General features: G+C 69.8%; 22 protein-coding genes. 9 read left to right on the top strand and 13 right to left on the bottom strand.

Features of this window, described 5'->3' with window-relative positions; translation table 11 throughout:
* Window positions 1–20: 20 nt before the first annotated feature.
* On the bottom strand, window positions 21–1,388 hold the full coding sequence (locus LRD69_RS11810) for a peptidoglycan recognition protein (RefSeq protein WP_277326531.1): 1,368 nt from the start codon (window positions 1,386–1,388) through the stop codon (window positions 21–23).
* Between the two features lie 138 nt (window positions 1,389–1,526).
* On the opposite strand from LRD69_RS11810, the gene LRD69_RS11815 reads away from it, so the two are divergent.
* The 4 genes from LRD69_RS11815 to LRD69_RS11830 all read left to right on the top strand — a co-directional run bounded on the left by LRD69_RS11815 (window position 1,527) and on the right by LRD69_RS11830 (window position 7,463).
* A complete protein-coding gene (locus LRD69_RS11815) occupies window positions 1,527–2,279 on the top strand; it encodes a TIGR03089 family protein (RefSeq protein ID WP_277326532.1) in 753 nt (250 codons plus the stop codon).
* Between the two features lie 188 nt (window positions 2,280–2,467).
* On the top strand, window positions 2,468–3,697 hold the full coding sequence (locus LRD69_RS11820; RefSeq protein ID WP_277326533.1) for an LCP family protein: 1,230 nt from the start codon (window positions 2,468–2,470) through the stop codon (window positions 3,695–3,697).
* Window positions 3,698–3,920: 223 nt separating this feature from the next.
* The gene (locus LRD69_RS11825; RefSeq protein ID WP_277326534.1) at window positions 3,921–5,699 is read left to right on the top strand and encodes an LCP family protein; all 1,779 of its coding nucleotides are present in this window, start codon (window positions 3,921–3,923) and stop codon (window positions 5,697–5,699) included.
* Window positions 5,700–5,750: 51 nt separating this feature from the next.
* Window positions 5,751–7,463, top strand: a complete 1,713-nt coding sequence (locus tag LRD69_RS11830; RefSeq protein WP_277326535.1) for an LCP family protein — start codon at window positions 5,751–5,753, stop codon at window positions 7,461–7,463.
* Window positions 7,464–7,547: 84 nt separating this feature from the next.
* Here the strand turns inward: LRD69_RS11830 and LRD69_RS11835 are convergent, their stop codons facing one another.
* A complete protein-coding gene (locus LRD69_RS11835) occupies window positions 7,548–8,570 on the bottom strand; it encodes a glycosyltransferase family 2 protein (RefSeq protein ID WP_277326536.1) in 1,023 nt (340 codons plus the stop codon).
* A 276-nt stretch (window positions 8,571–8,846) separates the two neighbouring features.
* Between LRD69_RS11835 and LRD69_RS11840 the strand changes: the two genes are divergently transcribed.
* On the top strand, window positions 8,847–10,211 hold the full coding sequence (locus tag LRD69_RS11840; protein WP_277329696.1) for an LCP family protein: 1,365 nt from the start codon (window positions 8,847–8,849) through the stop codon (window positions 10,209–10,211).
* A gap of 43 nt (window positions 10,212–10,254) precedes the next feature.
* On the opposite strand, the gene LRD69_RS11845 is transcribed toward LRD69_RS11840, so the two are convergent.
* Window positions 10,255–10,806 carry an acyl-CoA thioesterase gene (locus LRD69_RS11845; RefSeq protein ID WP_277326537.1) on the bottom strand — a complete coding sequence of 184 codons (552 nt, stop codon included), beginning with the start codon at window positions 10,804–10,806 and terminating at the stop codon, window positions 10,255–10,257.
* 119 nt (window positions 10,807–10,925) lie between these two features.
* Here LRD69_RS11845 and LRD69_RS11850 point away from each other — a divergent pair, with 119 nt between their 5' ends.
* Window positions 10,926–12,227: an LCP family protein gene (locus tag LRD69_RS11850; RefSeq protein ID WP_277326538.1), complete on the top strand. Its 1,302-nt coding sequence runs from the start codon at window positions 10,926–10,928 to the stop codon at window positions 12,225–12,227.
* An 89-nt stretch (window positions 12,228–12,316) separates the two neighbouring features.
* Here the strand turns inward: LRD69_RS11850 and LRD69_RS11855 are convergent, their stop codons facing one another.
* From LRD69_RS11855 to LRD69_RS11865, 3 genes are all read right to left on the bottom strand, one after another.
* Window positions 12,317–13,123 (bottom strand): class I SAM-dependent methyltransferase, encoded by an 807-nt coding sequence (locus LRD69_RS11855; protein WP_277326539.1) that lies wholly within the window; start codon window positions 13,121–13,123, stop codon window positions 12,317–12,319.
* The gene (locus LRD69_RS11860; RefSeq protein WP_277326540.1) at window positions 13,120–13,596 is read right to left on the bottom strand and encodes a hypothetical protein; all 477 of its coding nucleotides are present in this window, start codon (window positions 13,594–13,596) and stop codon (window positions 13,120–13,122) included. Before LRD69_RS11860 ends, LRD69_RS11855 begins: the two co-directional genes overlap by 4 nt.
* A 155-nt stretch (window positions 13,597–13,751) precedes the next feature.
* Entirely contained in the window at window positions 13,752–14,909 is a 1,158-nt protein-coding gene (locus LRD69_RS11865) for an acyl-CoA dehydrogenase (protein ID WP_277329697.1), read from the bottom strand.
* 189 nt (window positions 14,910–15,098) lie between these two features.
* On the opposite strand from LRD69_RS11865, the gene LRD69_RS11870 reads away from it, so the two are divergent.
* Entirely contained in the window at window positions 15,099–16,442 is a 1,344-nt protein-coding gene (locus tag LRD69_RS11870; protein ID WP_277326541.1) for a UDP-glucose/GDP-mannose dehydrogenase family protein, read from the top strand.
* A 101-nt stretch (window positions 16,443–16,543) separates the two neighbouring features.
* Here the strand turns inward: LRD69_RS11870 and LRD69_RS11875 are convergent, their stop codons facing one another.
* From LRD69_RS11875 to LRD69_RS11885, 3 genes are read right to left on the bottom strand one after another with little or no spacing between them, the layout of a single operon-like run.
* Window positions 16,544–17,779 carry a dipeptidase gene (locus tag LRD69_RS11875; protein ID WP_277326542.1) on the bottom strand — a complete coding sequence of 412 codons (1,236 nt, stop codon included), beginning with the start codon at window positions 17,777–17,779 and terminating at the stop codon, window positions 16,544–16,546.
* 26 nt (window positions 17,780–17,805) lie between these two features.
* On the bottom strand, window positions 17,806–18,339 hold the full coding sequence (purE, locus tag LRD69_RS11880; protein ID WP_277326543.1) for a 5-(carboxyamino)imidazole ribonucleotide mutase: 534 nt from the start codon (window positions 18,337–18,339) through the stop codon (window positions 17,806–17,808).
* On the bottom strand, window positions 18,336–19,475 hold the full coding sequence (locus tag LRD69_RS11885) for a 5-(carboxyamino)imidazole ribonucleotide synthase (RefSeq protein ID WP_277326544.1): 1,140 nt from the start codon (window positions 19,473–19,475) through the stop codon (window positions 18,336–18,338). Before LRD69_RS11885 ends, purE begins: the two co-directional genes overlap by 4 nt.
* Window positions 19,476–19,661: 186 nt before the next feature.
* On the opposite strand from LRD69_RS11885, the gene LRD69_RS11890 reads away from it, so the two are divergent.
* Complete coding sequence (locus LRD69_RS11890) at window positions 19,662–20,171, top strand: GtrA family protein (RefSeq protein WP_277326545.1); 510 nt, start codon at window positions 19,662–19,664, stop codon at window positions 20,169–20,171.
* A 97-nt stretch (window positions 20,172–20,268) separates the two neighbouring features.
* Here LRD69_RS11890 and LRD69_RS11895 read toward each other — a convergent pair whose 3' ends face one another.
* On the bottom strand, window positions 20,269–21,534 hold the full coding sequence (locus LRD69_RS11895) for an ATP-binding protein (protein WP_277326546.1): 1,266 nt from the start codon (window positions 21,532–21,534) through the stop codon (window positions 20,269–20,271).
* Window positions 21,535–21,549: 15 nt separating this feature from the next.
* Window positions 21,550–22,227, bottom strand: a complete 678-nt coding sequence (locus LRD69_RS11900; protein ID WP_277326547.1) for a response regulator transcription factor — start codon at window positions 22,225–22,227, stop codon at window positions 21,550–21,552.
* A gap of 488 nt (window positions 22,228–22,715) precedes the next feature.
* Between LRD69_RS11900 and LRD69_RS11905 the strand changes: the two genes are divergently transcribed.
* Window positions 22,716–24,206, top strand: coding sequence for an oligopeptide:H+ symporter (locus tag LRD69_RS11905; RefSeq protein ID WP_277326548.1), 1,491 nt, complete (start codon window positions 22,716–22,718; stop codon window positions 24,204–24,206).
* A 106-nt stretch (window positions 24,207–24,312) separates the two neighbouring features.
* On the opposite strand, the gene LRD69_RS11910 is transcribed toward LRD69_RS11905, so the two are convergent.
* Together LRD69_RS11910 and LRD69_RS11915 are read right to left on the bottom strand one after the other, a co-directional pair.
* On the bottom strand, window positions 24,313–25,635 hold the full coding sequence (locus tag LRD69_RS11910; protein ID WP_277329698.1) for a hypothetical protein: 1,323 nt from the start codon (window positions 25,633–25,635) through the stop codon (window positions 24,313–24,315).
* A gap of 14 nt (window positions 25,636–25,649) precedes the next feature.
* Window positions 25,650–26,720, bottom strand: coding sequence for a hypothetical protein (locus LRD69_RS11915; protein ID WP_277329699.1), 1,071 nt, complete (start codon window positions 26,718–26,720; stop codon window positions 25,650–25,652).
* Window positions 26,721–26,806: the final 86 nt, after the last annotated feature.

A 26,806-nucleotide genomic window follows, 5' to 3' on the forward strand; every position in this document is an offset into this window, starting at 1 on the left:
GCCGGCGTCCGCACGGGCCGTCAGCGGCCTTGCAGATGGGCGGAGCTGGTCCGGGCTGTGCCGAGCTTCTTGTAGAGACGGGTTCCCGGGCATTCGGTTGCGAAGCCGTCCCGATGACCGGAGATGACGTTGAGTTTGACCTTTTTTCCCTTCTTGAAGCGATTTCCTCCTCCCGAGACAAGGGTCGTCCTGCCGCGGGGGTTGGCACCGAACAGGCCGAGCTTCCAGGCGGTCAGCTTCGCAATGGCCGTCACCGCGGCGGCCGGCGGATTGGACTTGGTGAAGGTGCCGAGTACCGCGATGCCCATGCTGTTGGTGTTGAAACCGAGGGTGTGCGCCCCCATGACCGCCTTCGTCACGCCTCCGGCGCGTCCTTCGTAGATGTTTCCGCACTTGTCGACGGCGAAGTTGTAGCCGATGTCGCGCCAGCCACTGCTCTTCACGTGGTAGCGGTAGATACCGCGAAGGACCGAGGGCGCCTGGGAGCACGTGTAGTTGTTGCCCGTCGCACTGTGGTGGATGAAGGCGGCCTTGACGGTCTTCGTGTACGCGAAGGCGCGCTCACGGAGCTTCTCGTCGGCCCCCCAGCCCTTGCGGGTGACGATGCGCGGGCGGGGGCCGATGTACGGCTTGCTGCCTGGCACGGCGCCGGCCGCGGCTTCCGCCTCCACCTCCGTCCGCGCCTTGCTCAGCGCCGGGATGACGGAGCCCTGGAAGGACGCGGAGCCCTGGACGGACATACCGGAGCGGCCGTCGCTTCCGGACTCGGCGCCGGCCTGCTCGGTGCCGTACTCGTCCGTGCCGGTCACCGGCGGCTGCTGCGGACCCTTGCCGGGGTCGACGAGTTCCAGCCGCAGTCCCTCGGGCAGCGCGACGCTGGTGCTGCCCGGCCCCCGGACGTCCGTCGTCTCGGGGCTGACCCGGACTTCCACGCCGTCGCTGTCACCGACCCAGAGCGGGGCGGTGGAGCCGCGGACGGTTCCGGAGTCGCGCTCGGCACTCCCGGGGTCGGCGGCGTGCTCGGCGTTGTGGGTCTCCAGGTCCTGCCAGCCGGACCAACGGCCGGTGTCGAGGGCGCGGGTGCGGACCTGGACGCTGCCGTGGAGTTCTGCGTCGGCGTCGTCCCAGACCACGCCGACCAGGGAGAAGGGGTGGACATCGCGTCGGGGCAGGCCCTGGACGGCGGGGGCGCCGGTCTCCCGCGTGGACGTGGTGGACAGCGGCGACAGCGGCAGGGACTGCGTCGACCCGGGCACATCGGCGGGATCGGCGACCTCGGCCGCTGCGTTGACGGAGGTGTCGGGGGCGGCGCTCGCGGGCGCGGCCAGCGGCAGTATCAGGGCTGCCGAGCAGGTGACACCAATGGCGGATGCAATGAAGGCACGCATACGAACGATACTGGGCACAATCCAATAACTCCGGCTACCGGGATATCTCCGGACAATTGACGGGCCGTCTGCCGAACCGGTGTACCCGATGCCTGTGGCACCCGGCCCGGCCCGGCACCGGCGCGTACCCTTGCGCGGATGAACGCCAGCGACCGCACCCCTGCCGACCTGCTGCGTTCCGCGCTCGCCGCGGACCCGGCCCGCCCCATGGTCACCTTCTACGACGACGCCACCGGAGAGCGCGTCGAACTGTCGGTGGCCACCTTCGCCAATTGGGTGGCCAAGACCGCCAACCTGCTGCAGGGCGACCTCGCGGCGGAACCCGGCGACCGGGTCGCCCTCCTGCTGCCCGCGCACTGGCAGTCCGCGGTCTGGCTGCTCGCCTGCTCCTCGGTCGGCGTAGTCGCCGATGTGCAGGGAGACCCCGCCGCCGCCGACCTCGTCGTCACCGGCCCGGACACGCTGGACGCCGCGCGCGCCTGCCGTGGCGAGCGGATCGCGCTGGCCCTGCGCCCGCTGGGCGGCCGGTTCCCGCAGCCGCCCGAGGGGTTCGCGGACTACGCCGTGGAGGTACCGAGCCAGGGCGACCGGTTCGCGCCGTACGCGCCGGTGGATCCGGACGCGCCCGCGCTCGTCGCCGGCGGGGTCGAGCTGACCGGGGCACAACTGGTGGCGCGCGCCCGCGAGGACGCCTCGGGGCTGGGGCTGGCACCCGGATCGCGGCTGCTGTCGGGACGTACGTTCGACGGCTGGGACGGACTCAGCGCCGGGCTCTTCGCCCCGCTGGCCGCCGGTGGCTCCGTGGTCCTGTGCCGCCATCTGGGGGAGCTGGGCGCGGACGGGCTCGCCAAGCGCGTGGTGAGCGAGCGGGTCACCAACACCGCGGTATGACAAGCCCGCTGACGGACACTCATCCGGCCCATACCGGGCCGAGCCCCCGGGCCTGCGCATCAACTCCGGTACATCATCGGCGGTACAGACCATTCAGGTCCTGAAGTACAACCCAGCGTGAGGTTCAGCCGTCTACTCCTGCGACCGGCGGCCCAGCGCGCCGCCGAACGTGAAGGATGGACGCAGACGTGACCGAAAGCGCCGGCCCGCCGACCGGCCCCGACCACTCGGCCGCGGACCGGAACGGGAACCGGGACACGTCGCAGGGCGGGGGCGGGTCCCACCGGAAGCCGCACGACGCGGACGTTCCGGCCAGGCGCAGGCACCGCTGGCTGCGCTGGGCGGCGCTCGCAGCCTCGCTCCTCGTCCTGGTCGCCGCGGGCGGCGGCTGGTGGCTGTACCGGAAGCTCGACGCCAACATCAGGACCGACACGTCCGCGGCCGCCGAACTGCGCGCGTACGAGAAGGAGCGCCCCGCGTCCGTCGTGCACGACGCGGAGAACATCCTGCTGATCGGCTCCGACAGCCGCGTCGGCGACAACCGCAAGTACGGCCGCAGCTACGGCGACAGCCAGCGCTCCGACACCACGATCCTGCTGCACCTCGCCGCGGACCGGAAGAGCGCCACCGCCATGTCCATCCCGCGCGATCTGATGACCGAGATCCCCAGCTGTCATCAAGCGGACGGAAAACCCACCAGGAAGCAATTCGCCCAATTCAACTGGGCCTTCCAATTCGGCGGCACCGCCTGCACGATCCGCACCGTCGAGCGGATGACGGGCATCCGCGTCGACCACCACATGGTCGTCGACTTCAACGGATTCAAGGACATGGTCGACGCGGTGCACGGCGTCGAGATCTGCCTCAAGGAGCCGGTCGACGACCCCGACGCGCATCTCAAGCTCCGCGCGGGGCGCCAGACGCTCGACGGCGAGGAGGCGCTGGGGTACGTACGGGCCCGCAAGTCCATCGGGAACGGCAGCGACACCGACCGGATGGACCGCCAGCAGCGATTCCTCGGCGCACTGGTGAACAAGGTGCAGAGCAACGGCGTCCTGCTCAACCCGACGCGCCTCTACCCGGTGCTCGACGCGGCCACCAAGTCGCTGACCACGGATCCGGGCCTGAACAGCCTGAAGGACCTGTACGAACTGGTGCGCAGCATGCGTGATGTACCAACCGAAAAGGTGCAGTTCCTCACCTTGCCGCGCAAGCCGTACCCTGCCGACCCGAACCGGGACGAACTCGTACAGCCCAACGCGGACAGACTCTTCAAGCGGTTGCGTGAGGACGCCCCCGTCAAGGTGGTCCCGGCGGAAGAAGGGGATCGCAATTCGGATGGTTCGAGCTCCAGGAGTCCGACTCCCACACCCACCTATTCGGGCAGCAATGCGGCCGCCGACCCGTGCAGGCAGTAAAGCAATTCCCAAGCAGACGTCGACGATCGGCACCTAATGAGCAGAATGACCGGTTGTAAGGACCGTGGAATGTGTCACGCCCGTCGCTTCAGGCCGAATCGGGCCGATAGTGTGACGCGATCCGGTGCTTCCGGCCGTCAGGTCGCGCACTGCTGGAGCGAAAGATCGAGCGCCTTGCCGGGGAAGGCGCCTCGCGTGGCACCGACGGAGGACTCAAACAACCGTGGACGCGCAAAGCCGTGGGCGGGCGGACGAAATCGACCCCGCAGACCAGTGGGTACTCAACCCGCAGACCGGCGATTACGAATTGCGACTGACCCAATCCGGAGGGGATTCATACCGCGCGCCAAGTGCGCCGAGTCCCCGTGGTTCCGGACGCAGAGGTGCGGTTCGTGACGACGACGGCGAGGGCAGGAGCGGTGCACGGGACGGCAGCGGCCGGGGCCCCGCACCGCGCCGTGAGGTGCCCGGGCAGCGCGGTCGCCGCCCGGCCAACGGCCCGCGCGGCCCGGAGGGTTCCGGCCCGGAGGCCGGAGGCCGGCGCAAGCGCAAGCAGCAGAAGGGCCGCCGCAAGAAGGCGCTCATCTGGACGGGCGGCGTGATGGCGTTCGTACTCGTCGCGCTGTCGGTCGGCGCCTACGCGCTGTACCAGCACTTCAACAGCAACTTGAGCTCCGTGGACGTCGGCGACGCCGGCAACAAGAACGTCGTCACGGCCAATGCGCCCCTCAACATATTGATCATCGGTACGGACAAGCGCACCGGTAAGGGCAACCAGGGCTACGGCGACAAGGGCAGCACCGGCCACGCCGACACCAACATCCTCTTCCACGTCTCCAAGGACCGCACCAACGCGACGGCGCTGAGCATCCCCCGCGACCTGATCACCAACATCCCGGACTGCACCACCAAGCAGCCGGACGGCACGGAAAAGGTCATCCCGGGGACGCAGGACATCCGGTTCAACGTCAGCCTCGGCCAGGACGGGCGCGACCCGGGCTGCACCATGCGTACCGTCGAGGAGATCACCGGCCTGAAGGTCGACCACTTCATGATGGTCGACTTCAACGCGGTCAAGGAGCTGTCCACGGCGGTCGGCGGCGTCAAGGTCTGCCTGGCCCACGCGGTCAAGGACTCCAAGTCGCACCTCGACCTGCCGGAAGGTGAGAGCACGATCCAGGGCGAGGACGCCCTCGCGTTCGTCCGCACCCGCCACAGCTTCGGCAACGAGAGCGACCTCGACCGCATCAAGGTGCAGCAGCAGTTCATCGGCTCGATGATCCGGCAGATGAAGTCGGACGACACACTGACCAGCCCGACGAAGCTGTACAAGCTGGCGAACGTCGCGACCAGTGCCCTGACCGTCGACTCCGCCATCGGCACGGGCAAGAAGCTGGTGTCGCTGGCCAAGGAGCTCAGCAAGGTCGACACCAAGAACATCACCTTCGTGACGGCCCCGGTGATAGACAACCCGGCCGAGAAGGTCCATGCGACGGTGGTGCTCAACACCGCCAAGTCCGATCCGCTGTTCGCGATGATGCGCGAGGACACCTCGCTGACCGAGGTGGCCGCGCAGAAGAAGGCCGCCAAGAGCAAGCAGGACGCACTCCTCAAGGGCACCAAGGCCGCTGCCGCCGACGTACGAGTCGATGTCCTCAACGGCGGCGACATCCCGGGCGCCGCGCAGCAGACGGTCACCTGGCTGCAGAACCAGCAGGGCGTGCTCAAGTCGACCAACAAGGCCAACGCCCCCGAGAAGATCTCCAAGACGACGCTCACGTACGCACCGAACCAGGCCGACCAGGCCCGGGCGCTCGCCGCCATGATGGGGCTGCCCGGATCGGCCCTGAAGCAGGGCACCGTGGACGCCGAGGGCCTGCAGGCGATGGTCCTGACCCTGGGGGCGGACTTCAAGGGCGCGGGTGTGCCCGTCACCGGACCGGCAAAGGCGCCGGACGGCATCCAGAAGGCAAGTGCCGACAAGGCAGAGTGCGCCAAGTGACGCCCGGTCACCGCGCCATGGCAAGAGTCTGAGCAGCAGGGGGGGGTCCTGGTGGTACGGAGCAGCACGCCCGGAGAGGGGACGCGACCACGCGTCCGGCACGCCGGCCAACTCGGCTGGGACGACGGTCTGTACGACGACGCCCCGTCCGTCGGCCCCGACGACGGGCACGACAGCGGACGGAACGACCGGCGCAGCGGCGACGACGGGGACCGGGACCGCCCGGGCCCCGGCCGCGCCGAACGCCGCCGCGGCCGGTCGCACGGGCGCGGCCGACGCGGGAAGCGCCGCGTACTGCGCTGGATCGCCTGGACGCTCGCGGTCGTCATACTCGGCACCGGCACCGCCGGATACCTCTGGTACGAGCACCTGAACAGCAATCTCCGCAAGGGGCAGCGCAGCGCCGGGAACAGCGGCGCGAAGAAGGCCGCCCCGAACGCCGCGGGCCAGACCCCGCTGAACATTCTGCTGATCGGTTCGGACGACCGTAACTCCAAGGAGAACCTCAAGCTCGGCGGCTCGAAGTCGAGCGTCGGCGCCAAGCCGCTGGCCGATGTGCAGATGCTCCTCCATGTGTCGGCCGACCGGAAGAACGCCTCGGTCGTCAGCATTCCGCGTGATACGCGCGTCGACATCCCGAAGTGCGTGGACCCCGAGACCAAGCAGGAGTCCCCGGCCACCAACGGGCTCATCAACGAGACGCTCGGCCGCGGCGGCCCCGGCTGCACGCTGGACACCTGGGAGCAGCTGACCGGCATCTATATCGACCACTGGGTGATGGTCGACTTCGCCGGTGTGGTCGCCATGGCGGACGCCGTCGGCGGCGCCGACGTATGTGTCAAGGACAACGTCTACGACATCCCCAAGCCCAGGGTTCCCGGCGGCTCGTATCTGAAGCTGACCAAGGGCACGCACAAGGTCCAGGGCAAGCAGGCCCTGCAGTGGCTGCGTACCCGCCATGCCTTCGAGAGCGACTTCGGCCGGGCCAAGGCCCAGCACATGTACCTGAACTCGGTCATCCGGCAGCTGAAGAGCCAGAACGCCTTCACCGACACCGGACGGCTGATGGATCTCGCCGAGACCGCGACCAAGTCGCTCCAGGTCTCCGAGGAGATCGGCTCCGTGAAGAAGCTGTTCGACCTCGGTATGCAGCTCAAGAACGTACCGATGAGCAAGATCAACATGCTGACCATGCCGCGGGTCACGGATCCGGAGGACGAGAACCACGTGCTGCCCAAGCCGGGCGCCGCCGAGACGCTCTGGGCGCTGCTGCGCGACGACGAGTCGCTCGACCCGAAGGACCGCGCGAAGACCGGTGCGAAGGACAAGGGACCGGCCGCGGCCGCACCCGGTGCCCTCGATCTGACGGTGGTCAACGGCACCGCGGGCGACGGTCAGGTCGCCACCACCGGCCGGGCGGCGGACGTCCAGGACATCCTCCGGTCCAAGGGCTTCGCCAAGGCCAACGCCACGACCGTCCCGGGGTCGGCGCTGACCACCGCGGTGACCTATCCGAAGGACTCGGGTGCCCAGGGCAAGTCGGACGCGCAGTCGGTCGCCAAGGCCCTCGGACTGCCGACCAGTGCGGTCAAGGTGTCGGCGGGGGTCGACACGCTGACCCTCACGGTCGGCTCGGACTGGCGCACGGGAGCGGACTACCCCAAGAAGGCGGTCGACGAGGACGACCCGCTCAAGGACACCGAGGCCGTCAACGGGGCACAGGAGGACGCCTGCATGGACGTCTACTGGCCGTACCGGTTCTAGTCGGGGCCCGTACGACGCGACAGGGGCGCCGGCCGTTCTCCTCGGAGAGCGGCCGGCGCCCCTGCTTCGTGCGTGCGTACCGGATCAGACCGTCTGCCGCGCGGCCGCCGGGCGGCGGCTGGCGATGACGCGCTTCGCCAGCGAGCGCGGGCTGGTCAGGAAGCCGTAGCCCCAGGACATGTGCATGGTGGCCAGCGCCACCGGGATCTGTGCCCGTGCCTTCAGCGGCAGGCCCTTGCCCGCCGGGAGGGACCCGGCGATGATCGCCGCGGCGTAACCGGCCGGGACGACGAAGCCCCACGCGGTCACGGCCGCGCCGACGACGATGCCCGCCGCTATCGCGCAGACGGCGGCCGGCGGGGCCAGGTAGCGCAGGTTGATCGAGCCGGCGTGGTAGCGGGCGACGACGTGGCGCCAGCGGCCGTAGTCCTTGTACTGCTTGGCCAGCGCCCGCACCGAGGGGCGCGGCCGGTACTGCACCTTCAGCTCCGGCGAGAACCAGATCAGCCCGCCCGCCTCGCGGATCCGGAAGTTCAGCTCCCAGTCCTGGGCGCGGATGAACTCGACGTTGTAGCCGTCCGCCTTCTCCAGCGCCTCGCGGCGGAAGACACCCAGGTAGACGGTCTCGGCCGGGCCCGCCTGGCCGCCGGTGTGGAAGGCCGCGTTGCCGACGCCGATCTTCGAGGTCATGGCCGCGGCGACGGCGTCCTCCCAGGCGTTCTCGCCCTCGGCGTGCATGATGCCGCCGACGTTCTGTGCGCCCGTCTCCTCCAGGAGGCGGACCGCTGTCGCGATGTAGTTCGGCGAGAGCATGCCGTGACCGTCGACCCGCACCACGACGGGATGCGAGGAGGCCTTGATCGCGGCGTTGAGCGCCGCGGGGGTGCGACCGGTCGGGTTGGGCACCGTGTGGACCCGGGAGTCCTCGCGTACCAGCTCGGCGGCGATCTCGTCGGTGCGGTCCGTGGACGGGCCGAGCGCGATCACGATCTCCATCTCGCCGGCGTACTCCTGCTCCAGGATGTGCCGGACCGAGTTCCTGAGATGACGTTCCTCATTGAGTACCGGCATGATCACGGAGACGGCGGGGTGCTGCGCGGCAGGCATGTGGTCCTCGGGGGGTCCTCGGGGGCCGCCGGGGGTTCGCACCCCAGGAGGCGGCGTATTTCGGCCGCCACGTTACCGCGAATGGGGGACGGGGGCGCGCGCCACCGGGTTGCTCACCGGAGTGGAGATCGTATGGGCCTACTGTGCGAACGGTCCCCCTTGCACCGCGGAGGTCCGTCCGTGCCCACGCCGCACCGCTCCCCCCGTCCGCCGCACCGCCGCACCGCTCCCCCGCAGTACAGGTCCAGAAAACAGGACGAGAGGCCCCGCTGGGGCATGCGGCTGGCGACCGGTCTGTCCGTGCTGGTGCTCGGGGCCGGCGGGATCGGCCATGCGGTGGTGACGAGTCTGGAGACCGGGATCGACCGGGTCGACCCGTTCAAGGACATGAAGAACCGGCCCCGCGCCGGCAACGGCATGAATCTGCTGCTCGTGGGCACCGACGGACGCGACCGGATCAGCCGGGAGCAGCGGCGGAAGTACCGGCTGGGCGGTGCGCCCTGCCACTGCACCGACACGATCATGCTGGTGCATCTGTCGGCGGACAGGGAGCGCGCGAGCATCGTCTCGCTGCCGCGCGACAGCTACGTCGAGCTCCCCGGGCGCCGGGGGCCGGCCGGTGGCGACGCGCGCACCACCCATCCGGTGAAACTGAACGCCGCCTATGCGCAGGGCGGTCCCGCGCTGACCGTACGGACCGTCGAGAACATGACGGGCGTCAAGGTCGACCACTACCTGGAGGTCGACTTCCCCAGCTTCATGAAGACGGTGGACACCCTCGGCGGGGTGCAGATCTGCACGGCCCGGCCGATGAAGGACTCGTACACGGGCCTCGACCTCGCCGCCGGTACGCACCGGCTGGACGGCGGGCAGGCACTCCAGTACGTGCGCTCGCGCCATATCGACGCGGCCGCCGACCTGGGCCGGATGCAGCGCCAGCAGAAATTCCTCGCCTCGCTGATCAAGCAGACGATCAGCAGCGGTGTGCTGCTGAACCCGGTGAGGTTCCGGAACGTCGCGTCGACCATGCTCGGAGCGGTCCGGGCCGACCGGGGGTTCGGTACGGATCAGCTGCTGGACCTCGGCCAGGCCATGCGCGGCTTCACTCCGGCGTCGTCCGAGTTCACCTCCGTGCCGATCAGCAATGCCTCCTACCCGGTCAAGGGCGTCGGCTCGACGGTGAAATGGGACCCGAAGAAATCGAAGATGCTCTTCGAGGCGCTGCGCGAGGACAAGCCCCTGGCCTTGAAGCGGCCGAAGGCGCCGAAGGCGCGGACGGTCGATGTCGCGCCGCGCGGGATCCGGGTCCAGGTCTACAACGGGACGCCGAAGAACGGACTCGGCCGGGCGGTCGACGACGCGCTCCACGCCACCGGCTTCGACACGACACGGACCCCGCTCAACGCGGAGCTGCGCGAGCACAAGCGCACGCTGATCGAGTACGACCCCCGGTGGGACCGGTCGGCGAGATCGCTGGCGGCGGCGCTGCCGGGGGCCGAGCTGCGCGCGGTCGCGAAGCTGGGCCGGACGATGAAGGTGACCGTGGGGTCGGCCTTCGGCAAGGTGGAGCGGGTGCGGGCCGAGGAGCCGCAGCGGGGCAGGTTCGACGCGGTCACGGGCGACCAGGTGGCATGCCCGTAGGACCATGTGCGCCGTCCGGGCCGCCGCCCCGCGGGAGCTGCCGTCAGTCGACGTCGATGCCGTCCGCCACGCGCTTCTCGCGCAGTTCCCTGATCGCGCGGCGCCGGGCGAGGCGGTGGGTGCGCCGGATCTGGGCCTCCTGGTAGCGCCGCTTGTCACGCTCCGTCTCCGGGATCACCGGCGGCACGGGGCGCGGCTTGCCGTCCCCGTCGACCGCCGCGAACACCAGATACGCGCTGCCGACCTGCTGGGCGGGGGTCGATTCGTTCCACCGCTCGGCCATGACCCGGACGCCGACCTCCATCGAGGAGCGGCCGGTCCAGTTCACCTGTGCGCGCACGTGAACAAGGTCACCGACGCGGACCGGCTCCAGGAACACCATCTCGTCCATCGAGGCCGTCACCGCTGGTCCGCCGGAGTGCCGGCCGGCCACGGCGCCAGCCGCGTCGTCGACGAGTTTCATGATCACGCCGCCGTGCACCGTACCCAGCAGATTGGTGTCACTGCCGGTCATGATGTGGCTGAGGGTGGTCCGGGACGCCGCGGTCGGCTTGCCCGGAATATCGCCCTCCGGGCGCAGGGCCTGATCTGTCATGCCCTCCACCTTATGCGGGGGCCCGGGGACGCGGACATTGCATCAGCTTGGCAACAGCCCTGGCCCGATATCTCACACCCCCTGTAACACCGGCAGGTCCGGGCGGCACACTGGTCCGCATGAGCGACAGGCCCGGTGGATGGACCGACGACAACCGCGACGACCGCTACGGACAGGGCAGCGACAGCGCCCAGCCCGAGGGCGCCCGTGTGATGCGGCACGTCCAGCGGCACCCCGTGCCGCCGCAGCAGCAGCGCCCGGCTCCGCCGCGGCAGTATCCGGCGCCGCCGCCGCAGCGCCGCCCGGAGCCGCCGCGGTACGCGGACGGCTATGACGACGGCGCAGGGTACGACGGCGGTTACAGCTCCGGCCAGGTCTACGGCGGCCGGGGTGACGGGGGTTACGGCCCGGGTGACGGCGGTTACGTCCAGGGCCGGCCCGCGCCGGACTGGCGCCGCCGAATAAAGATCGGCGCCCTGACCCTCGTGGTCGTGGTGCTGGCCGTCTCCATCGGCACGTACTTCTGGGCCGACTCCAAGCTCAAGCGTGAGGTCGACCTCTCCAAGGTGATCGAGCGTCCCGGCGAGGGCGACGGCACCAACTATCTGATCGTCGGCTCCGACAGCCGCGCGGGCATGACGGCCGAGGACAAGAAGAGGCTGCACACCGGCTCCGCCGAGGGCAAGCGGACCGACTCGATGATGATCCTTCACGACGGATCGAACGGCCCGACGCTGATCTCCCTGCCGCGTGACTCGAACGTCGAGATCCCGACCTTCGTCGGCTCGGAATCCGGCAAGACCTTCAAGGGCACGGGCCGCATGGTGAAGCTGAACGCCGCGTACGCGGAGGACGGCCCGGAGCTGCTGGTCCGCACGGTCGAGTTCAATACCGGACTGCACATCGACCATTACGTCGAGATCGGCTTCGGCGGCTTCGCCAAGATCGTGGACGCGATCGGCGGAGTGGAGCTCGACATCCCCAAGGCGTTCAAGGACAAGAACTCCGGCGCAGACTTCCAGGCCGGCAAGCAGACGCTGAACGGCGAGCAGTCGCTCGCTTTCGTCCGCACCCGGTACGCGTTCGCGCGCAGCGACCTGGACCGCACGAAGAACCAGCAGAAGTTCCTCGCAGCACTGGCGAGCCAGACGGCGACGCCGTCCACGATCCTCAACCCGTTCAAGCTGTACCCGACGATGGGCGCCGGTCTCGACACCCTGATCGTCGACAAGGACATGTCGCTGTGGAACCTGGGCAACATGTTCTTCGCGATGAAGGGCGTCACGGGCGGTGACGGCACGTCGATGAACATGCCGATCTCGGGCTCCACCGGCGGGAACCTGGTCTGGGACAAGGCCAAGGTCAAGCAGCTGGTGCAGCAGCTCAACAACGACGAGAAGGTCACCGTCTCCGGCAACTGACGGCAGACGGCGGCGGGGCCCGGACGGTTTGCCGTCCGGGCCCCGCCGCGCTCGTCGCCACGCGTCCGTCGCCACGTGTGCGACTGCGGCTAGACACTCCCTTGAGCCAGCAACGCCACATGCGGGAGAGCCAATTCGCCGCCCTCCTCAGCGAACTCGGCGCACAGCACGTCGTACTCACGCTTGGCCGCCGCAACCCCCTCCGGCCCCCGGCTGTTGACCAGCCGGCCGATCGCGGCGACCCCGGCCGCGGGGCCGGCCCACCAGTCCTCCGCACCGACGTAGTGGTCCCAGGCGAGGACCTCGGTCCGCACATCGTCGAACCCGGCCTCGGACATCAGCGCACCCAGCCCGTCCTGCGTGCGCGGAAATTCGTGTTCGGCGTCGACCGTGGCCAGCCACTGCGGCCGGGTCAGTCCAGCCGCCTGTGCGGCCCGCCCGATCAGCGCCTGGCCTGCGGCGCCGGGCACCCGCCAGATGGTGACCGCGACCCGGCCGCCGGGACGGGTGATCCGGCGCAGCTCCGCCAGAGCAGCCGCGGGCCGGCCCACGTGATTGAGCACGAAGTTCGCCACCGTGGCGTCGAACTCTCCTCCTGCGTAAGGGAGTTCGGGAAGACTGCCGAGCTGGACATCGACTCCGGGCGTGGCGCGCCGGGTCGCCTCGACCATTCCGGGTTCGGCGTCCACGGCCCGCACGACCGCCCCTCGCCCGGCGGCCGCCACCGTCACCGTGCCGCTGCCGCACCCCACGTCGAGCACCCGCACCCCGGGCCCGACTCCGGCCGCGTCCAGCAGCCGCGGCACCGGATGGGCGCAGAGCCTGGCGAAGGTGCGCGCATAGGCCTCGGCGCGGCCGTCCCAGATCCGCCGCTCGCTCAGATCGAAGGCGGTCACCGCGCATCTCCCGGAAGTCCCTGCGGTTCGAGCTCGTCCAGATCTTCGTACAGCGCATCCAGAATCCGTCCCGTGGGCTCGCCCTGCGGGGACAGCTCCGCCAGGCACCAGCCGGGCAGCTGTTCCTCGACCTCGGGCGGCAGATCGCCGTCGGTCGGATCGGCCAGGCTGTAGAGCAGGCCGAACGCGGTCTCCTTCGCCACCTCGCGGGCTATCTCACCCAGTTCACCGGGTGTCAGCCCGAGCCGCAGCGCCCGCTCGACGGCGCCGCCCGCGAGGCCCTCCTTCCGGTACGCCTCGACCCAGTCCGTCGCCGCCGAGCCCCAGGCGTCGATGTCCTGCCAGACCATGCGCAGGAACCGGTAGCGGGCGAGCTGCGGAATGTTCTCCTCGGCCTCCGAGTCGGCCCAGCCCGGTGCGTCGTCGGCCCCGAGTGCGCTGAACAGGCCGGTGAGCGTGTCGATATCGGTCATGCACAGGGAAGTTACGCCATCCCGAGCGCTCGTTCGCGGAGCGTCCACCAACCCGCCGCGCAGGGAAACGCGATCGGCCCCCGGCAGGATGCCGGGGGCCGATCAGTGGTCACCAACTGTTCGCAGCGGTCGCCGGGTTACGGAGACCGGCCGGGTTACGGCAGGTTGCGGGCCATGACGATCCGCTGGACCTGGTTCGTGCCCTCGTAGATCTGGGTGATCTTGGCGTCGCGCATCATCCGCTCCACCGGGTAGTCCCGCGTGTAGCCGTAGCCGCCGAGGAGCTGGACCGCGTCCGTGGTGATCTCCATCGCGACGTCGGAGGCGAAGCACTTGGCCGCGGCACCGAAGAACGTGAGATCGCCGTCGAGGCGCTCGGACTTGGCGGCGGCCGAGTAGGTGAGCTGGCGGGCCGCCTCCAGCTTCATCGCCATGTCGGCGAGCATGAACTGGACGCCCTGGAAGTCGCCGATCGGCTTGCCGAACTGCTTGCGCTCCTGGACGTAGCCCTTGGCGTAGTCGAGGGCGCCCTGCGCGATACCGAGGGCCTGGGCCGCGATCGTGATGCGGGTGTGGTCCAGGGTCTTCATCGCCGTGGCGAAGCCGGTGCCCTCCTCGCCGATCATGCGGTCGGCGGGGATCCGGACATTGTCGAAGTAGACCTCGCGGGTCGGGGAGCCCTTGATGCCGAGCTTCTTCTCCGGGGCACCGAAGGAGACGCCCTCGTCCGACTTCTCCACGACGAACGCCGAGATGCCCTTGGAGCGCTTGGTCGGGTCGGTGACGGCCATCACCGTGTAGTACTCGGAGACGCCCGCGTTGGTGATCCAGCGCTTGACGCCGTTGAGGACCCAGAAGTCGCCGTCACGGACGGCCTTGGTCTTCATGCCGGCCGCGTCGGAGCCCGCGTCGGGCTCGGAGAGGCAGTACGAGAACATCGCGTCGCCCTTGGCGAGCGGGCCCAGGTACTTCTTCTTCAGCGCCTCGGAGCCGGAGAGGATCACCGGGAGCGAGCCGAGCTTGTTGACGGCCGGGATCAGGGAGGAGGAGGCGCAGGCGCGGGCCACCTCCTCGATCACGATCACGGTGGCGAGGGCGTCGGCCCCGGCCCCGCCGTACTCCTCGGGAACGTGCACGGCCTGCAGGTCGGAGGCGACCAGGGCGTCCAGCGCCTCCTGCGGGAAGCGGGCCTCCTCGTCGACCGCCGCCGCGAACGGGGCGATCTTCGCCTCTGCGAGCGCACGGACCGTCTCGCGGAGCATGTCGTGCTCCTCGGCCGGACGGTACAGGTCGAAATCGGTGGAACCCGCCAAGACGCTCACTCCCCAAGGATGCTAACTACCGTTAAGTAACCTAATTTTATGCGCCATGCCCCGCGAAGACCTATGAGAGGTCCACGTGAGCTGCATGACAGGGGTCCGTAAGATCGGTAAAACAGGGCATCCGAAGGCACCACTATGCTCGTTCACCGCACGTCTGTCCGCATCCCCCAGGAGCACTCCATGGCCCTCAGGATCACTGTGATCGGTACCGGCTACCTCGGCGCCACCCACGCCGCGGCCATGGCGGAGCTCGGCTTCGAAGTGCTCGGGCTCGATGTCGTGCCCGAGAAGATCGAGATGCTGAGCGCCGGCAAGGTCCCGATGTACGAGCCGGGGCTGGAGGAGATCCTCCACAAGCACGTGGCGGGCATCGAGGGGTCCACCGGGCGACTGCGCTTCACCACGTCGTGGGAAGAGGTGGGTGCCTTCGGCGATGTGCATTTCGTCTGCGTGAACACCCCGCAGAAGCACGGCGAGTACGCCTGCGACATGAGTTATGTGGACAGTGCCTTCGAGTCGCTGGCGCCGCAGCTGACCCGGCCCGCCCTGGTCGTCGGGAAGTCGACCGTGCCGGTGGGCTCCGCCGCCCGGCTCGCGGCGCGGCTGGCCGAGCTGGCGCCGGTGGGCACGGACGCGGAACTGGCCTGGAACCCGGAGTTCCTGCGCGAGGGCTTCGCGGTGAAGGACACCCTGCACCCGGACCGGATCGTGGTCGGTGTGGAGAGCGAGCGGGCCGAGAAGCTGCTGCGCGAGGTGTACGCGGTGCCGGTCGCGGAGGGGTCGCCGTTCGTGGTGACGGACTTCCCGACCGCCGAGCTGGTGAAGACCGCCGCGAATTCGTTCCTGGCGACCAAGATCTCGTTCATCAACGCGATGGCGGAGGTCTGCGAGGCCGCCGACGGCGACGTGAAGAAGCTCGCCGAGGCGATCGGCCACGACGAGCGGATCGGCAGCAAGTTCCTGCGGGCCGGGATCGGCTTCGGCGGCGGCTGCCTGCCCAAGGACATCCGCGCGTTCATGGCGCGCGCCGGTGAGCTGGGCGCGGACCAGGCGCTGACCTTCCTCCGCGAGGTCGACTCGGTCAATATGCGGCGCCGCGGCCACATGGTGGAGCTGGCCCGGGAGGCCGTGGGCGGAGACTCGTTCCTCGGCAAGCGGGTGGGTGTGCTGGGTGCGACGTTCAAGCCGGACTCGGACGACGTACGCGACTCGCCCGCGCTGAACGTGGCCGGGCAGATCCACCTGCAGGGCGGCCAGGTCACTGTCTACGACCCGAAGGGCATGGACAACGCCCGGCGGCTCTTCCCGACGCTCGGGTACGCGGAGTCGGCGCTGGACGCCGTGCGCGGTGCGGATGTGGTGCTGCACCTGACGGAGTGGCGCGAGTTCCGTGAGCTGGACCCGGCGGCGCTGGGTGAAGCCGCGACGCACCGGATCATTCTGGACGGCCGTAACGCGCTGGACGGTGCCCTGTGGCGCGAGGCGGGCTGGACGTACCGGGCGATGGGGCGGCCCCGGGCCTGAGCCTGCGTCTCCCGCCGGTCCCCGCAAACATCCGGGCCCGCGTCTTCCCCTGTCGTTCAGGTCTTCGGGGGAGACGCGGGCCCGGGTCGTTTCCGGAGCCGTTACCGGGCCGTCGGGGCGTCGAGCTCTTCGATCGTGGCGTGGGACGGGCCGCGCCGCCTACGCAGGTCACGGGCGACGTCCTCCGCGTCGCGCAGCACCCGTACGGCGTTGCGCCAGGTGAGCTTGGCGAGGTCGGTGGCGGACCAGCCGCGGCCCAGGAGCTCCGCGATCAGGTTCGGGTAGCCCGCGACGTCCTCGAGGCCGGTGGGGAGGAACGCGGTGCCGTCGTAGTCGCCGCCGATTCCGATGTGGTCGATCCCGGCGACCTCGCGCATGTGGTCGAGGTGGTCGGCGATGGTCGCCACGGTGGCCATCGGGCGGGGGTTGGCCGCTTCGAACTCCGCGTGGATCTTCATCGCCTGCGCGGTGGTCTCGAGGTGGTGCAGTCCATGCGCGCGCATGTTCTCGTCCGCGGCCCGGGTCCAGGCGACGGCGGCCGGCAGGACGAACTTCGGTACGAAGGTCGCAATGGCGATACCGCCGTTGGCCGGGAGCTGTGCGAGCACGTCGTCGGGGACATTGCGCGGATGGTCGCAGATCGCCCGCGACGAGGAGTGCGAGAACATCACCGGCGCGGTGGACGTGGCGAGCGCGTCGCGCATCGTCGTCGCCGCCACGTGGGACAGGTCGACCAGCATGCCGGTGCGGTTCATCTCGCGCACGACCTCGTGGCCGAACGGGGAGAGACCACCGACGCCCGGCTCGTCGGTCGCCGAGTCCGCCCACGCGATGTTGTCGTTGTGGGTCAGCGTCATGTAGCGGACGCCGAGGGCGTGCAGGGCGCGCAGAGTGCCGAGCGAGTTGTTGATGGAGTGGCCGCCCTCGGCGCCCATCAGGGAGGCGATCCGGCCCTCGGCGCGGGCCGTCTCCATGTCGTCGGCGGTCAGGGCGCGCCGCAGGTCCGCGGGGTAGCGGTCCAGCAGCTCGGCGACGACGTCGATCTGTTCCAGGGTGGCGCTGACGGCATCCTCGCCGGCCATGTCGGACCGTACATAGACGGACCAGAACTGCGCGCCGACGCCGCCGGCGCGCAGCCGCCCGATGTCGGTGTGGAGGTGGGTGGACTGGTCGGTGGCGATGTCGCGTGCGTCCAGGTCGTATCCGACCTGCTCGCGCAGCGCCCACGGCAGGTCGTTGTGGCCGTCGACGACGGGGTACTCGGCGAGGAGTTCCGCCGCCTGTGCGAGGTGGTCACCGGAGTGGTCCGTGATCCGGCCCGCGATCTGATCCGCCATGGTCGCCCGCTTCCTCTTCTGGTTGTCTACTTGCCGAAGCCGAAGGACTCGCTGCCCTCGACCTTGGTGCGCAGCCGCTTGCCCTTCTCCGTCGCCTGGTCGTTCAGCTCCTGCTGGAACTCACGCATGCGCGCCAGCAGCTCGCCGTCGTGGGCGGCGAGGATGCGGGCGGCGAGCAGGCCCGCGTTGCGTGCGCCGCCGACCGAGACGGTCGCGACCGGGACGCCGGCCGGCATCTGCACGATGGAGAGCAGGCTGTCCATGCCGTCCAGGTACTTCAGCGGAACCGGGACGCCGATGACGGGCAGCGGGGTGACGGAGGCGAGCATGCCGGGCAGGTGGGCGGCGCCGCCCGCACCCGCGATGATCGCCTTGATGCCGCGGTCCGCGGCGTTCTCCCCGTACGCGATCATTTCGCGCGGCATGCGGTGGGCGGAGACGACGTCGACCTCGTAGGGGATCTCGAACTCGTCGAGGGCCTTGGCCGCTGCTTCCATGACGGGCCAGTCGGAGTCCGAGCCCATGACGATGCCGACGAGCGGCGCGGCGGGGGAAGTCATTCGGTGATCGTTCCTCGCAGGTAGTCGGCCGCGTGCCGGGCGCGCTCGCGCACGTCCGCCAGGTCGTCGCCGTAGGTGTTGACATGGCCGACCTTGCGGCCGGGCTTCACGTCCTTGCCGTACATGTGGATCTTGAGCTGCGGGTCGCGGGCCATGCAGTGCAGATACGCCTGGTACATGTCCGGGTAGTCGCCGCCGAGGACGTTGGACATGACCGTCCACGTGGCGCGCGGGCGCGGGTCGCCGAGCGGCAGGTCGAGCACGGCCCGGACGTGGTTGGCGAACTGCGAGGTGATCGCGCCGTCCTGGGTCCAGTGACCGGAGTTGTGCGGGCGCATCGCGAGCTCGTTGACGAGGATGCGTCCGTCGGCGGTCTCGAAGAGCTCGACGGCGAGGTGGCCGACGACACCGAGTTCGGCGGCGATCCGCAGGGCCAGCTGCTGGGCCTCACCGGCGAGCTTCTCGCTCAGGTCGGGGGCCGGGGCGATGACCGTGTCGCAGACGCCGGCGACCTGGATCGACTCGACGACCGGGTAGGCGACGGCCTGGCCGTGCGGCGAGCGGACGATGTTCGCCGCCAGTTCCCGTACGAAGTCGACCTTCTCCTCGGCGAGGACCGGGACACCGGCCCGGAACGGTTCGGCCGCGTCCGCCTCGGAGCGGACCACCCAGACGCCCTTGCCGTCGTAGCCGCCGCGGACCGTCTTCAGGATGACGGGGAAGCCCCCGACCTCGGCGGCGAACGCCGCCGCGTCGGCGGGGTCCGCCACGATGCGGTGGCGGGGGCAGGGCACGCCGATCTCCGAGAGCTTGGCGCGCATCACCCCCTTGTCCTGGGCGTGCACCAGGGCGTCGGGGCCGGGGCGCACGGGGATGCCGTCCGCCTCCAGGGCCCGCAGGTGCTCGGTCGGGACGTGCTCGTGATCGAAGGTGATCACGTCACAGCCGCGCGCGAAGGCGCGCAGGGTGTCCAGGTCGCGGTAGTCGCCGACGACGACTTCGCTCACCACCTGGGCCGCTGAGTCCTGAGGGGTGTCACTCAGGAGCTTGAATCTGATGCCGAGGGGGATGCCCGCCTCGTGGGTCATACGGGCGAGCTGCCCGCCACCGACCATGCCGACTACCGGAAACGTCACTCCTCCAGGGTATCCGCCGCTCCGGGGAGCACCGGACGATGCCCTGCCGGGACGGTTCCGGGGCGGCTCCCGGGCGTCTGCGGCACGGGGCAGCCACACCTGTACGGCAGCCCACAGGCAACCCACGGGTGGGCTGGATAGCATGACCGGGTCGACCGGATCCAGGGACGGGGTTGAGCGATCACCATGAGCGAACGGGGCGCACTGCGAACCCGGCTGGACCGGCTGGCCCGGGAGGTCGCCAAGTTCGGCGCGGTCGGTGCGCTGGGTCTGCTGGTGAACGTCGCGGTCTTCAACCTGCTGCGGCACACCACGGACCTTCAGGTGGTGCGGGCGAGCGTGCTGGCGACGTTCGTCGCCATCCTCTTCAACTACGTGGGCTTTCGCTACTGGACGTACCGGGACCGTGACAAGACCGGCCGCACCCGCGAGCTGATGCTGTTCCTGCTGTTCAGCGCGGCGGGCGCAGTGATCGAGAACGGCGTGCTGTACGCGGCGACGTACGGGTTCGGGTGGAACAGCCCGGTCCAGAGCAATGTGTTCAAGATCCTCGGGATCGGGATCGCGACGCTGTTCCGGTTCTGGTCCTACCGGAGCTGGGTGTTCAAGGCGCTGCCTGCCAAAGACGGGGTAGGCGTGGTGGCACAGGGGCGGGCGCCGTTGCCGGCGGAAGCGGCGGAAGCGGTACGGCGGTGAGGCACCGGGGTCGTCCGGTCACCGCTTCGCCCTCGACGGCCGGGCGGGCCTGATCTCCCTGCCCTCGGCTCGACGGGCGCGGCTCGGAGCCCCCGGTTCAGCGCACCGGGCGTTCCGGTTCCTGGCGGGTGACGGGGACGCGGCTCAGGAACAGGGCGAAGACCGCCGGCTGCAGCTGCAGCAGTTCCAGGCGGCCGCCGTCCGCCTCGGCCAGGTCACGGGCCACCGCCAGACCGATACCCGTCGAGTTGCGGCCGCTGATCGTCCGCTCGAAGATCCGGGCACCCAGGTCGGGCGGGACGCCGGGGCCCTCGTCCGTCACCTCGATGACCGCCTGGTTGCCGGTGACCCGGGTACGCAGCGCCACGGTGCCTCCACCGTGCATCAGTGAGTTCTCGATCAGTGCGGCCAGCACCTGGGCGACCGCGCCGGGGGTGCCGACCGCCCGCAGACCCTGTTTGCCCGAGCAGACGATGGCGCGGCCCTCGCCGCGGTATGCGGGCCGCCACTCCTCGATCTGCTGCTTGACGACCTCGTCGAGGTCGAAGACGACCGCGGAGCCGGTCCGCGGGTCGCGGGCGTTGGTCAGCAGCCGTTCCACCACATCGGTGAGGCGCTCGACCTGGGTGAGAGCGATGTTCGCCTCCTCCTTCACCGTGTCCGGATCGTCGGTGACGGAGATCTCCTCGATCCGCATGGAGAGCGCGGTCAGAGGGGTGCGGAGCTGGTGGGAGGCATCGGCGGCGAGCCGGCGTTCCGCGGTCAGCATCCGGGCGATCCGTTCGGCGGAGGAGTCGAGGACGTCGGCGACCCGGTCGAGTTCCGGCACTCCGTACCGCTTGTGGCGCGGCCGCGGGTCGCCGGAGCCGAGCCGTTCCGCCGTCTCGGCGAGGTCGACCAGCGGCGAGGTCAACCGGTTGGCCTGGCGTACGGCGAGGAGTACGGCGGAGACGATCGCGAGCAGCGCAACCGCGCCGATTATCATCAGCGTGCGGCCGACCTCACGGGTGACGGCCGACCGGGACTCCTCGACGGTGACCTTCTCGCCCTGCTCCCCCGTCGCCGTACTGCTGATGACGCTGCCGGTGGGGCGGGTGCCCACTTCGAGGGGGGCGCGGCCGGGGATCCTGACGAGCGCGTACCGGTTGTCGTCGACCTGTTCGGCGAGCACTGTGGGGTCGATCCGCTCGGATTCGACGATCCGGCTCTCGACCACGCTGATCAGTCGCAGCGCCTCGGAGTCGACGCTCTCCTGGGCGCTGTTGCTGATGGTGCGGGTCTCGACGATGACGAGGGAGACGCCGAAGACGGCGATCACCACGAGCACCACGGCGAGCGTGGAGTTGATCAGTCGGCGGCGCATGGTCGTTTCTGTACGTCAGCTCTTCTCGAAGCGGAAGCCGACGCCCCGGACGGTGGCGATGTAGCGCGGGTTGGCGGCGTCGTCGCCGAGCTTCTTGCGGAGCCAGGAGATGTGCATGTCGAGGGTCTTCGTCGACGACCACCAGGTGGTGTCCCAGACCTCGCGCATCAGCTGGTCGCGGGTGACGACCCGGCCCGCGTCGCGGACCAGGACCCGCAGCAGGTCGAATTCCTTCGCGGTGAGCTGGAGTTCCTCGTCGCCCATCCAGGCCCGGTGCGACTCGACGTCGATCCGCACGCCGTGCGTGGCGGGCTGCGGGGCCGGCTCGGTGGAACCGCGGCGGAGCAGCGCCCGCACCCGGGCGAGCAGCTCGGCCAGGCGGAACGGCTTGGTGACGTAGTCGTCGGCTCCGGCGTCCAGACCGACGACCGTGTCCACTTCGTCGGCGCGGGCGGTGAGCACCAGGATCGGCACGGCGTGCCCCTCGGCGCGGAGCCTCCGGGCCACTTCGAGACCGTCCATCCCGGGCAGGCCCAGGTCGAGCACGACCAGATCGATGCCGCCCTGGAGTCCGGCGTCGAGCGCCGTCGGGCCGTCTTCGCGGACCTCGACCTCGTAGCCCTCCCGCCGCAGGGCGCGGGCCAGCGGCTCCGAGATGGATGCGTCGTCCTCGGCGAGCAGTACACGGGTCATGGGGTGATGGTAGTCCGCATGGGGCGGCTGCCGTGAGGTGATCGACAAGGCCTTCGGGTCAGCGACGCGGAGCGAGGCACGCCTTGGAATGTGTGAGTCTGGTTGCACCGTTCCCTGTGATCCATGTCTCAAGTCCTTCCATATCCGGCAGTGTGGTGTCGTATGGTGGCTCGACGCCTGTTGCACTACTCAAGGACCTTTGAGCAGCTTTGAGCGCCGAAGGTCTCTTTGGTGTGCGGGCCGACACCCGTCGGCCTTGACGCAGTGAATGACCTGTGGCCGGGCCCGGAGCGCAAAGAAGTGCGCCGGGCGTGGATCCCGATGCGGTCCGTCCTCCGACTCCGGTATCGACTCCGTACACGTACGGAGACCGGAGCGAATCCCTCTCAGGCGTGAGGGGTGGGGCGCAGCCGTATCGGTGCCGGCCTCCCCCCACCGGGCGCCTCACCCTCACAGGGCGTCGCGTCCCGAGCAAGCAAGGATCGACCATGGCGTCCAGCCTGACGAAGGACTCAGCCAGCACGTCTGGCTCCGAGAAGACCTTCTTCGGCCACCCCCGCGGCCTGGCCACTCTCTTCATGACCGAGATGTGGGAGCGCTTCAGCTACTACGGCATGAGGGCCCTGCTCCCCCTCTACTTGATCGCCCCCAACGGGCTTCACATGAACCCGGCCACGGCCACGGCGATCTACTCGGTCTACGTGTCGCTGGTGTACCTGCTCGCGATGCCCGGCGGCTGGTTCGGTGACCGCGTCTGGGGTCCCCGCAAGACCGTCGCCGTCGCCGGTGGGGTCATCATGATCGGTCACCTCGCGCTGGCGCTGCCCATGGAGGGCACGTTCTTCGTGGGTCTCGGCCTGGTGGCCATCGGATCCGGTCTGCTGAAGTCCAACATCTCGACGATGGTCGGCCAGCTCTACGACGGCCCGGACGACCCGCGCCGTGACGGTGGCTTCACGATCTTCTACATGGGCATCAACGTCGGTGCCTTCGCCGCGCCGCTGGTCATCGGCACCGTCGGTGAGAACGTGAACTGGCACCTGGGCTTCGCGCTCGCCGCGGCCGGCATGGCGCTGGGTCTCGTCCAGTTCCTGATGGGCACCCGCCACCTGAACGAGCGCAGCCTCGTCGTTCCGAAGCCGCTGTCCGCCGCCGAGCGCGCGAGCACGCTGCGCAAGGGCATGATCTGGATGGCCATAGCCGCGGTCTTCTACATCATCACGGTCGTCACCGGCGTCTACACGCTCAACTGGATCCTCGTCCCGATCACCGTCGCGGGCCTGGTCATTCCGGTGCTGGTCCTGGCGCGCATCAAGCGCGACAAGGAGCTCAGCGCCGCCGAGCAGTCGAAGATGTCCGGCTACATCTGGTTCTTCGTCGCCGCCGCCATCTTCTGGATGATCTACGACCAGGGCGGTTCGACGCTCGCGATCTTCGCCGACTCCTCGGCCGAGAACAGCGTCTTCGGGTGGGACTTCCCGGTCTCCTGGTACCAGTCGGTCAACCCGGTCCTGATCATGGCGCTGGCCCCGGTCTTCGCCGCCTTCTGGCTGGCGCTGAACCGCCGTGGCAAGGAGCCGAGCACCATCGTGAAGTTCAGCTCCGGTCTGGTGCTGGTCGGTGCGTCGTTCTTCCTCTTCCTGGCTCCGCTGACGATCGCCACGGACGGCCACAAGGCCGCCGCGATGTGGCTGGTCGCGATCTACTTCGTCCAGACGGTCGCCGAGCTCACGCTGTCCCCGGTGGGCCTGTCCGTCACCACGAAGATGGCTCCGGCCAAGTACGCCAGCCAGATGATGGGTGTCTGGTTCCTGGCCGTCACCGCCGGTGACTGCACCACGGGTCTGCTCTCCATCGCGGGTGTCGACCTCAACGGCACCGGCGTGGTCACGCTGCAGGCCGCCCTCGCGGCGGCTGCGGGTGTCGCGATCTTCATGTACCGCAACAAGGTCAAGCAGCTCATGGGCGACGTGCGCTGACGCACCCATCGCTGATGCACTGATGCGCTGACCGCTCGTACGACGGGCCGTCCCACCGGTTGACCGGTGGGACGGCCCGTCGCGTTGCCCTGGTACGGAGCTCAGCTCACCGGGTGCCGCGCAGCCGGCGCCAGGGGGTGAACGTGAACACGGCGCCGCCCAGCAGGATCGCCGTACCGGCGACCAGGCCGAGCGCGCGCAGGGTGCCGTTGTCCTCGGCGCCGGTGGCAGCCAGCCCGCCACCGGAGTCCGTACCGCCGGCGCTCGCCGTGCCGCCCGTGGCCGCTCCGCCGGCCGCCCCGCCGGGCTGGGACGCGGTGTCCAGTTCCAGGGAGACCGCGACGCCGGCGGGCGGGGTGCAGGTCGTCGTCGTGCCGAGCGCCATCACGGTCAGCACGCCCGGGCTGAGGGTGGACCTGCCGCTCGCACCCGGCTTGTACGTTCCCGTGAGATCGGGGATCTCGATCGGGTCGCCGGAGTTGATGGGCTCCTTGTTGGTGGGGCCCTCGACATGGACCGTGCCCTTGTCGGCCCCGCCGAGCTTGACCTCCATGGAGGGCTTCACCGAGTCGGCCGGGATATCGGCTGGGCTGTCCATGACCGACTTGCTGAACTTCACCGTGAGGTCGAAGCTGCCGCCGTTCTTCTTCGCGTCGATCTTCACCGGGGAGGTGGCGTTCTTGTCGCCGATCGGCGTCTTGCAGGCGTACGCGACGGACACCTCCTTGCCTTCGAAGTCCGTCTGACCGCCGTTGCCGCCACCGCTGGATCCGGTGGTGGTGCCTCCGGAGTCCGTTCCCCCGCTGTCCGTACCGCCGGCGCCCGCGCCTCCGCCGGCCGCACCGCCGACCGTGGTGCCACCCGCGGTTGTCGTGCCGCCCGCGGTCGTCGTGCCGCCGCCACCGTCCGTGACCTTGATCGTCGCGCCCGGCTGGACGGTCTCCTTCGGGGAGCACTTGGTGTCGGTGGAGATCGGCTTGGAGACGTTGATGTTGTACGCGTCCGGCGTCAGCGTGATCTCGCCGGCCTTCTCCAGCTTCAGCGTGCCCTTCATGTCGGGCAGCACCATGGGGCTGTTCTTGGGGATCGGCGGGTTCTGCCGCGGCCCTTCCATCGGCAGGTCGCCACTGGCAGCGCCGCCCACCTTGACCGTGCCGGTCGGCTTGACCGTGTCCTTCTCCAGGTCGAGGACGTCGGGGTTGCTGGAGGCGGCCTCGACCGTCTTCCACACCACCTCGACGGTGTCCCCCACCTTCGCCTCGGCGGGTGCGGTCAGCTGCACCTTGGTGGTGCCCTGCACGGGCGGCAGCCCGGAGATGGACGGCGGTATGCACTCCGTCTTGTACGAGACGTCGGCGGCCTGGGCCGGGCTCGCGGCCAGCAGGATCCCCGCGCCGCCGAGCATCAGCGCGACTCCGGCCGCGCTCATCCTCCGTTGGGTGCTCACGAATGTCCCTTCGTCGTGGGTCTGTTCTCTGACGGTGCGGATTCCGGTGTGAACCACGGCAGCGCTGCCGTGCCCGCAGCAGGCCCGGTGCGTCCTGGCAGGGGCGCCGTCGCGGGATGCACGGGGATGGTGCCCGGTGCCCGGCGCAGCCTCGGAAGCTTCGCGGTCACCTCGGTGAGCTGCGGGTGGCGATGGCGTCCGGGCCGGACCGAGGCGTACGGCGTGCGGGGCCGGACCTTGTCGACGATCGCCATGCCGATCCTGAACACGGCGGCCGGCACGACGACGCAGAGCAGGATCCAGAAGAGGGTGACGCCCCAGGGACGGCCCACCCTCCACGGCTGTTCGGCCAGCACCTTCGTCCCGTACCGCAGGGAGATCCGGTAGTCGCCGTGCGCGCCCGTCGCCAGCTCGACCGGAAGTTCGATCTGCGCCCTGCGCCCGGGCGCCACGGTGCCGCGCCACTGCTGCTCCTCCCACTGCGGCGCGAAGACCCCGTGGGCCGTGCCGACCTCGAAGACCGGGTCCTTGACGGGTGCCGAGCCGAGGTTGCCGACGGTGAACACGAGCTTGCGGGCGGGTGGGGCACCGAACCAGGTGAGGATCCCGCTGTCGCCTTCCAGCCGGGTGGCGGCCAGCACGGCGAGCTTCCCGCCGTCGGTCTGCTTCGGCAGTGGGGCGACCGGGTGGCCCGCGACGACGAACACGGCATCCGCGAGGGCCTGTTCCCCGGTGACCGTCGCGACATGCACCACGCACGGGCACGGTTCGGGCGGCTCGGCGACCGGCATCTTCTTGCTGAAGGTGCCCTTGGCGTCCGTGGTGACGGCGCGTCCGTCGGCGTTGGAGCAGGAGTTGGTGCCGCCGATGACGCCCCTGCCCGGTGCGGACTGCCCGCAGATCAGCATCATCAGCAGGGCGTGGGGCCGCCAGCCGCTGCCCTTGACGGTGATCTCACCGCCCTTGCCCGCCTGCTGTTGCGACAGGGTGACCGTAGGCCGGCCGTCCGCCGCGCGGGCACCTGCTGCGGGCGGGAACAGCAGCGCGGGCAGCAGGGCGACGAGCAGTGCGGCGAACCAGCGGAGGCTTCCCGGCGGAAGGAATGCCGCTCCGGTCCGTCGCCGCACGGGGTCGGCCGTCCGTCGTTCCGCGG

This window comes from Streptomyces sp. JH14 (genome assembly GCF_029428675.1).
Lineage (GTDB): Bacteria > Actinomycetota > Actinomycetes > Streptomycetales > Streptomycetaceae > Streptomyces.

Bases quoted from the DNA above. Each gene is read 5' to 3' on its own strand.
- LRD69_RS11810 (WP_277326531.1), bottom strand. From the start codon at position 1,388: ATGCGTGCCTTCATTGCATCCGCCATTGGTGTCACCTGCTCGGCAGCC.
- LRD69_RS11815 (WP_277326532.1), top strand. From the start codon at position 1,527: ATGAACGCCAGCGACCGCACCCCTGCCGACCTGCTGCGTTCCGCGCTC.
- LRD69_RS11835 (WP_277326536.1), bottom strand. From the start codon at position 8,570: ATGCCTGCCGCGCAGCACCCCGCCGTCTCCGTGATCATGCCGGTACTC.
- LRD69_RS11840 (WP_277329696.1), top strand. From the start codon at position 8,847: ATGCGGCTGGCGACCGGTCTGTCCGTGCTGGTGCTCGGGGCCGGCGGG.
- LRD69_RS11845 (WP_277326537.1), bottom strand. From the start codon at position 10,806: ATGACAGATCAGGCCCTGCGCCCGGAGGGCGATATTCCGGGCAAGCCG.
- LRD69_RS11850 (WP_277326538.1), top strand. From the start codon at position 10,926: ATGAGCGACAGGCCCGGTGGATGGACCGACGACAACCGCGACGACCGC.
- LRD69_RS11860 (WP_277326540.1), bottom strand. From the start codon at position 13,596: ATGACCGATATCGACACGCTCACCGGCCTGTTCAGCGCACTCGGGGCC.
- LRD69_RS11870 (WP_277326541.1), top strand. From the start codon at position 15,099: ATGGCCCTCAGGATCACTGTGATCGGTACCGGCTACCTCGGCGCCACC.
- LRD69_RS11875 (WP_277326542.1), bottom strand. From the start codon at position 17,779: ATGGCGGATCAGATCGCGGGCCGGATCACGGACCACTCCGGTGACCAC.
- purE (WP_277326543.1), bottom strand. From the start codon at position 18,339: ATGACTTCCCCCGCCGCGCCGCTCGTCGGCATCGTCATGGGCTCGGAC.
- LRD69_RS11890 (WP_277326545.1), top strand. From the start codon at position 19,662: ATGAGCGAACGGGGCGCACTGCGAACCCGGCTGGACCGGCTGGCCCGG.
- LRD69_RS11895 (WP_277326546.1), bottom strand. From the start codon at position 21,534: ATGCGCCGCCGACTGATCAACTCCACGCTCGCCGTGGTGCTCGTGGTG.
- LRD69_RS11900 (WP_277326547.1), bottom strand. From the start codon at position 22,227: ATGACCCGTGTACTGCTCGCCGAGGACGACGCATCCATCTCGGAGCCG.
- LRD69_RS11905 (WP_277326548.1), top strand. From the start codon at position 22,716: ATGGCGTCCAGCCTGACGAAGGACTCAGCCAGCACGTCTGGCTCCGAG.
- LRD69_RS11910 (WP_277329698.1), bottom strand. From the start codon at position 25,635: ATGAGCGCGGCCGGAGTCGCGCTGATGCTCGGCGGCGCGGGGATCCTG.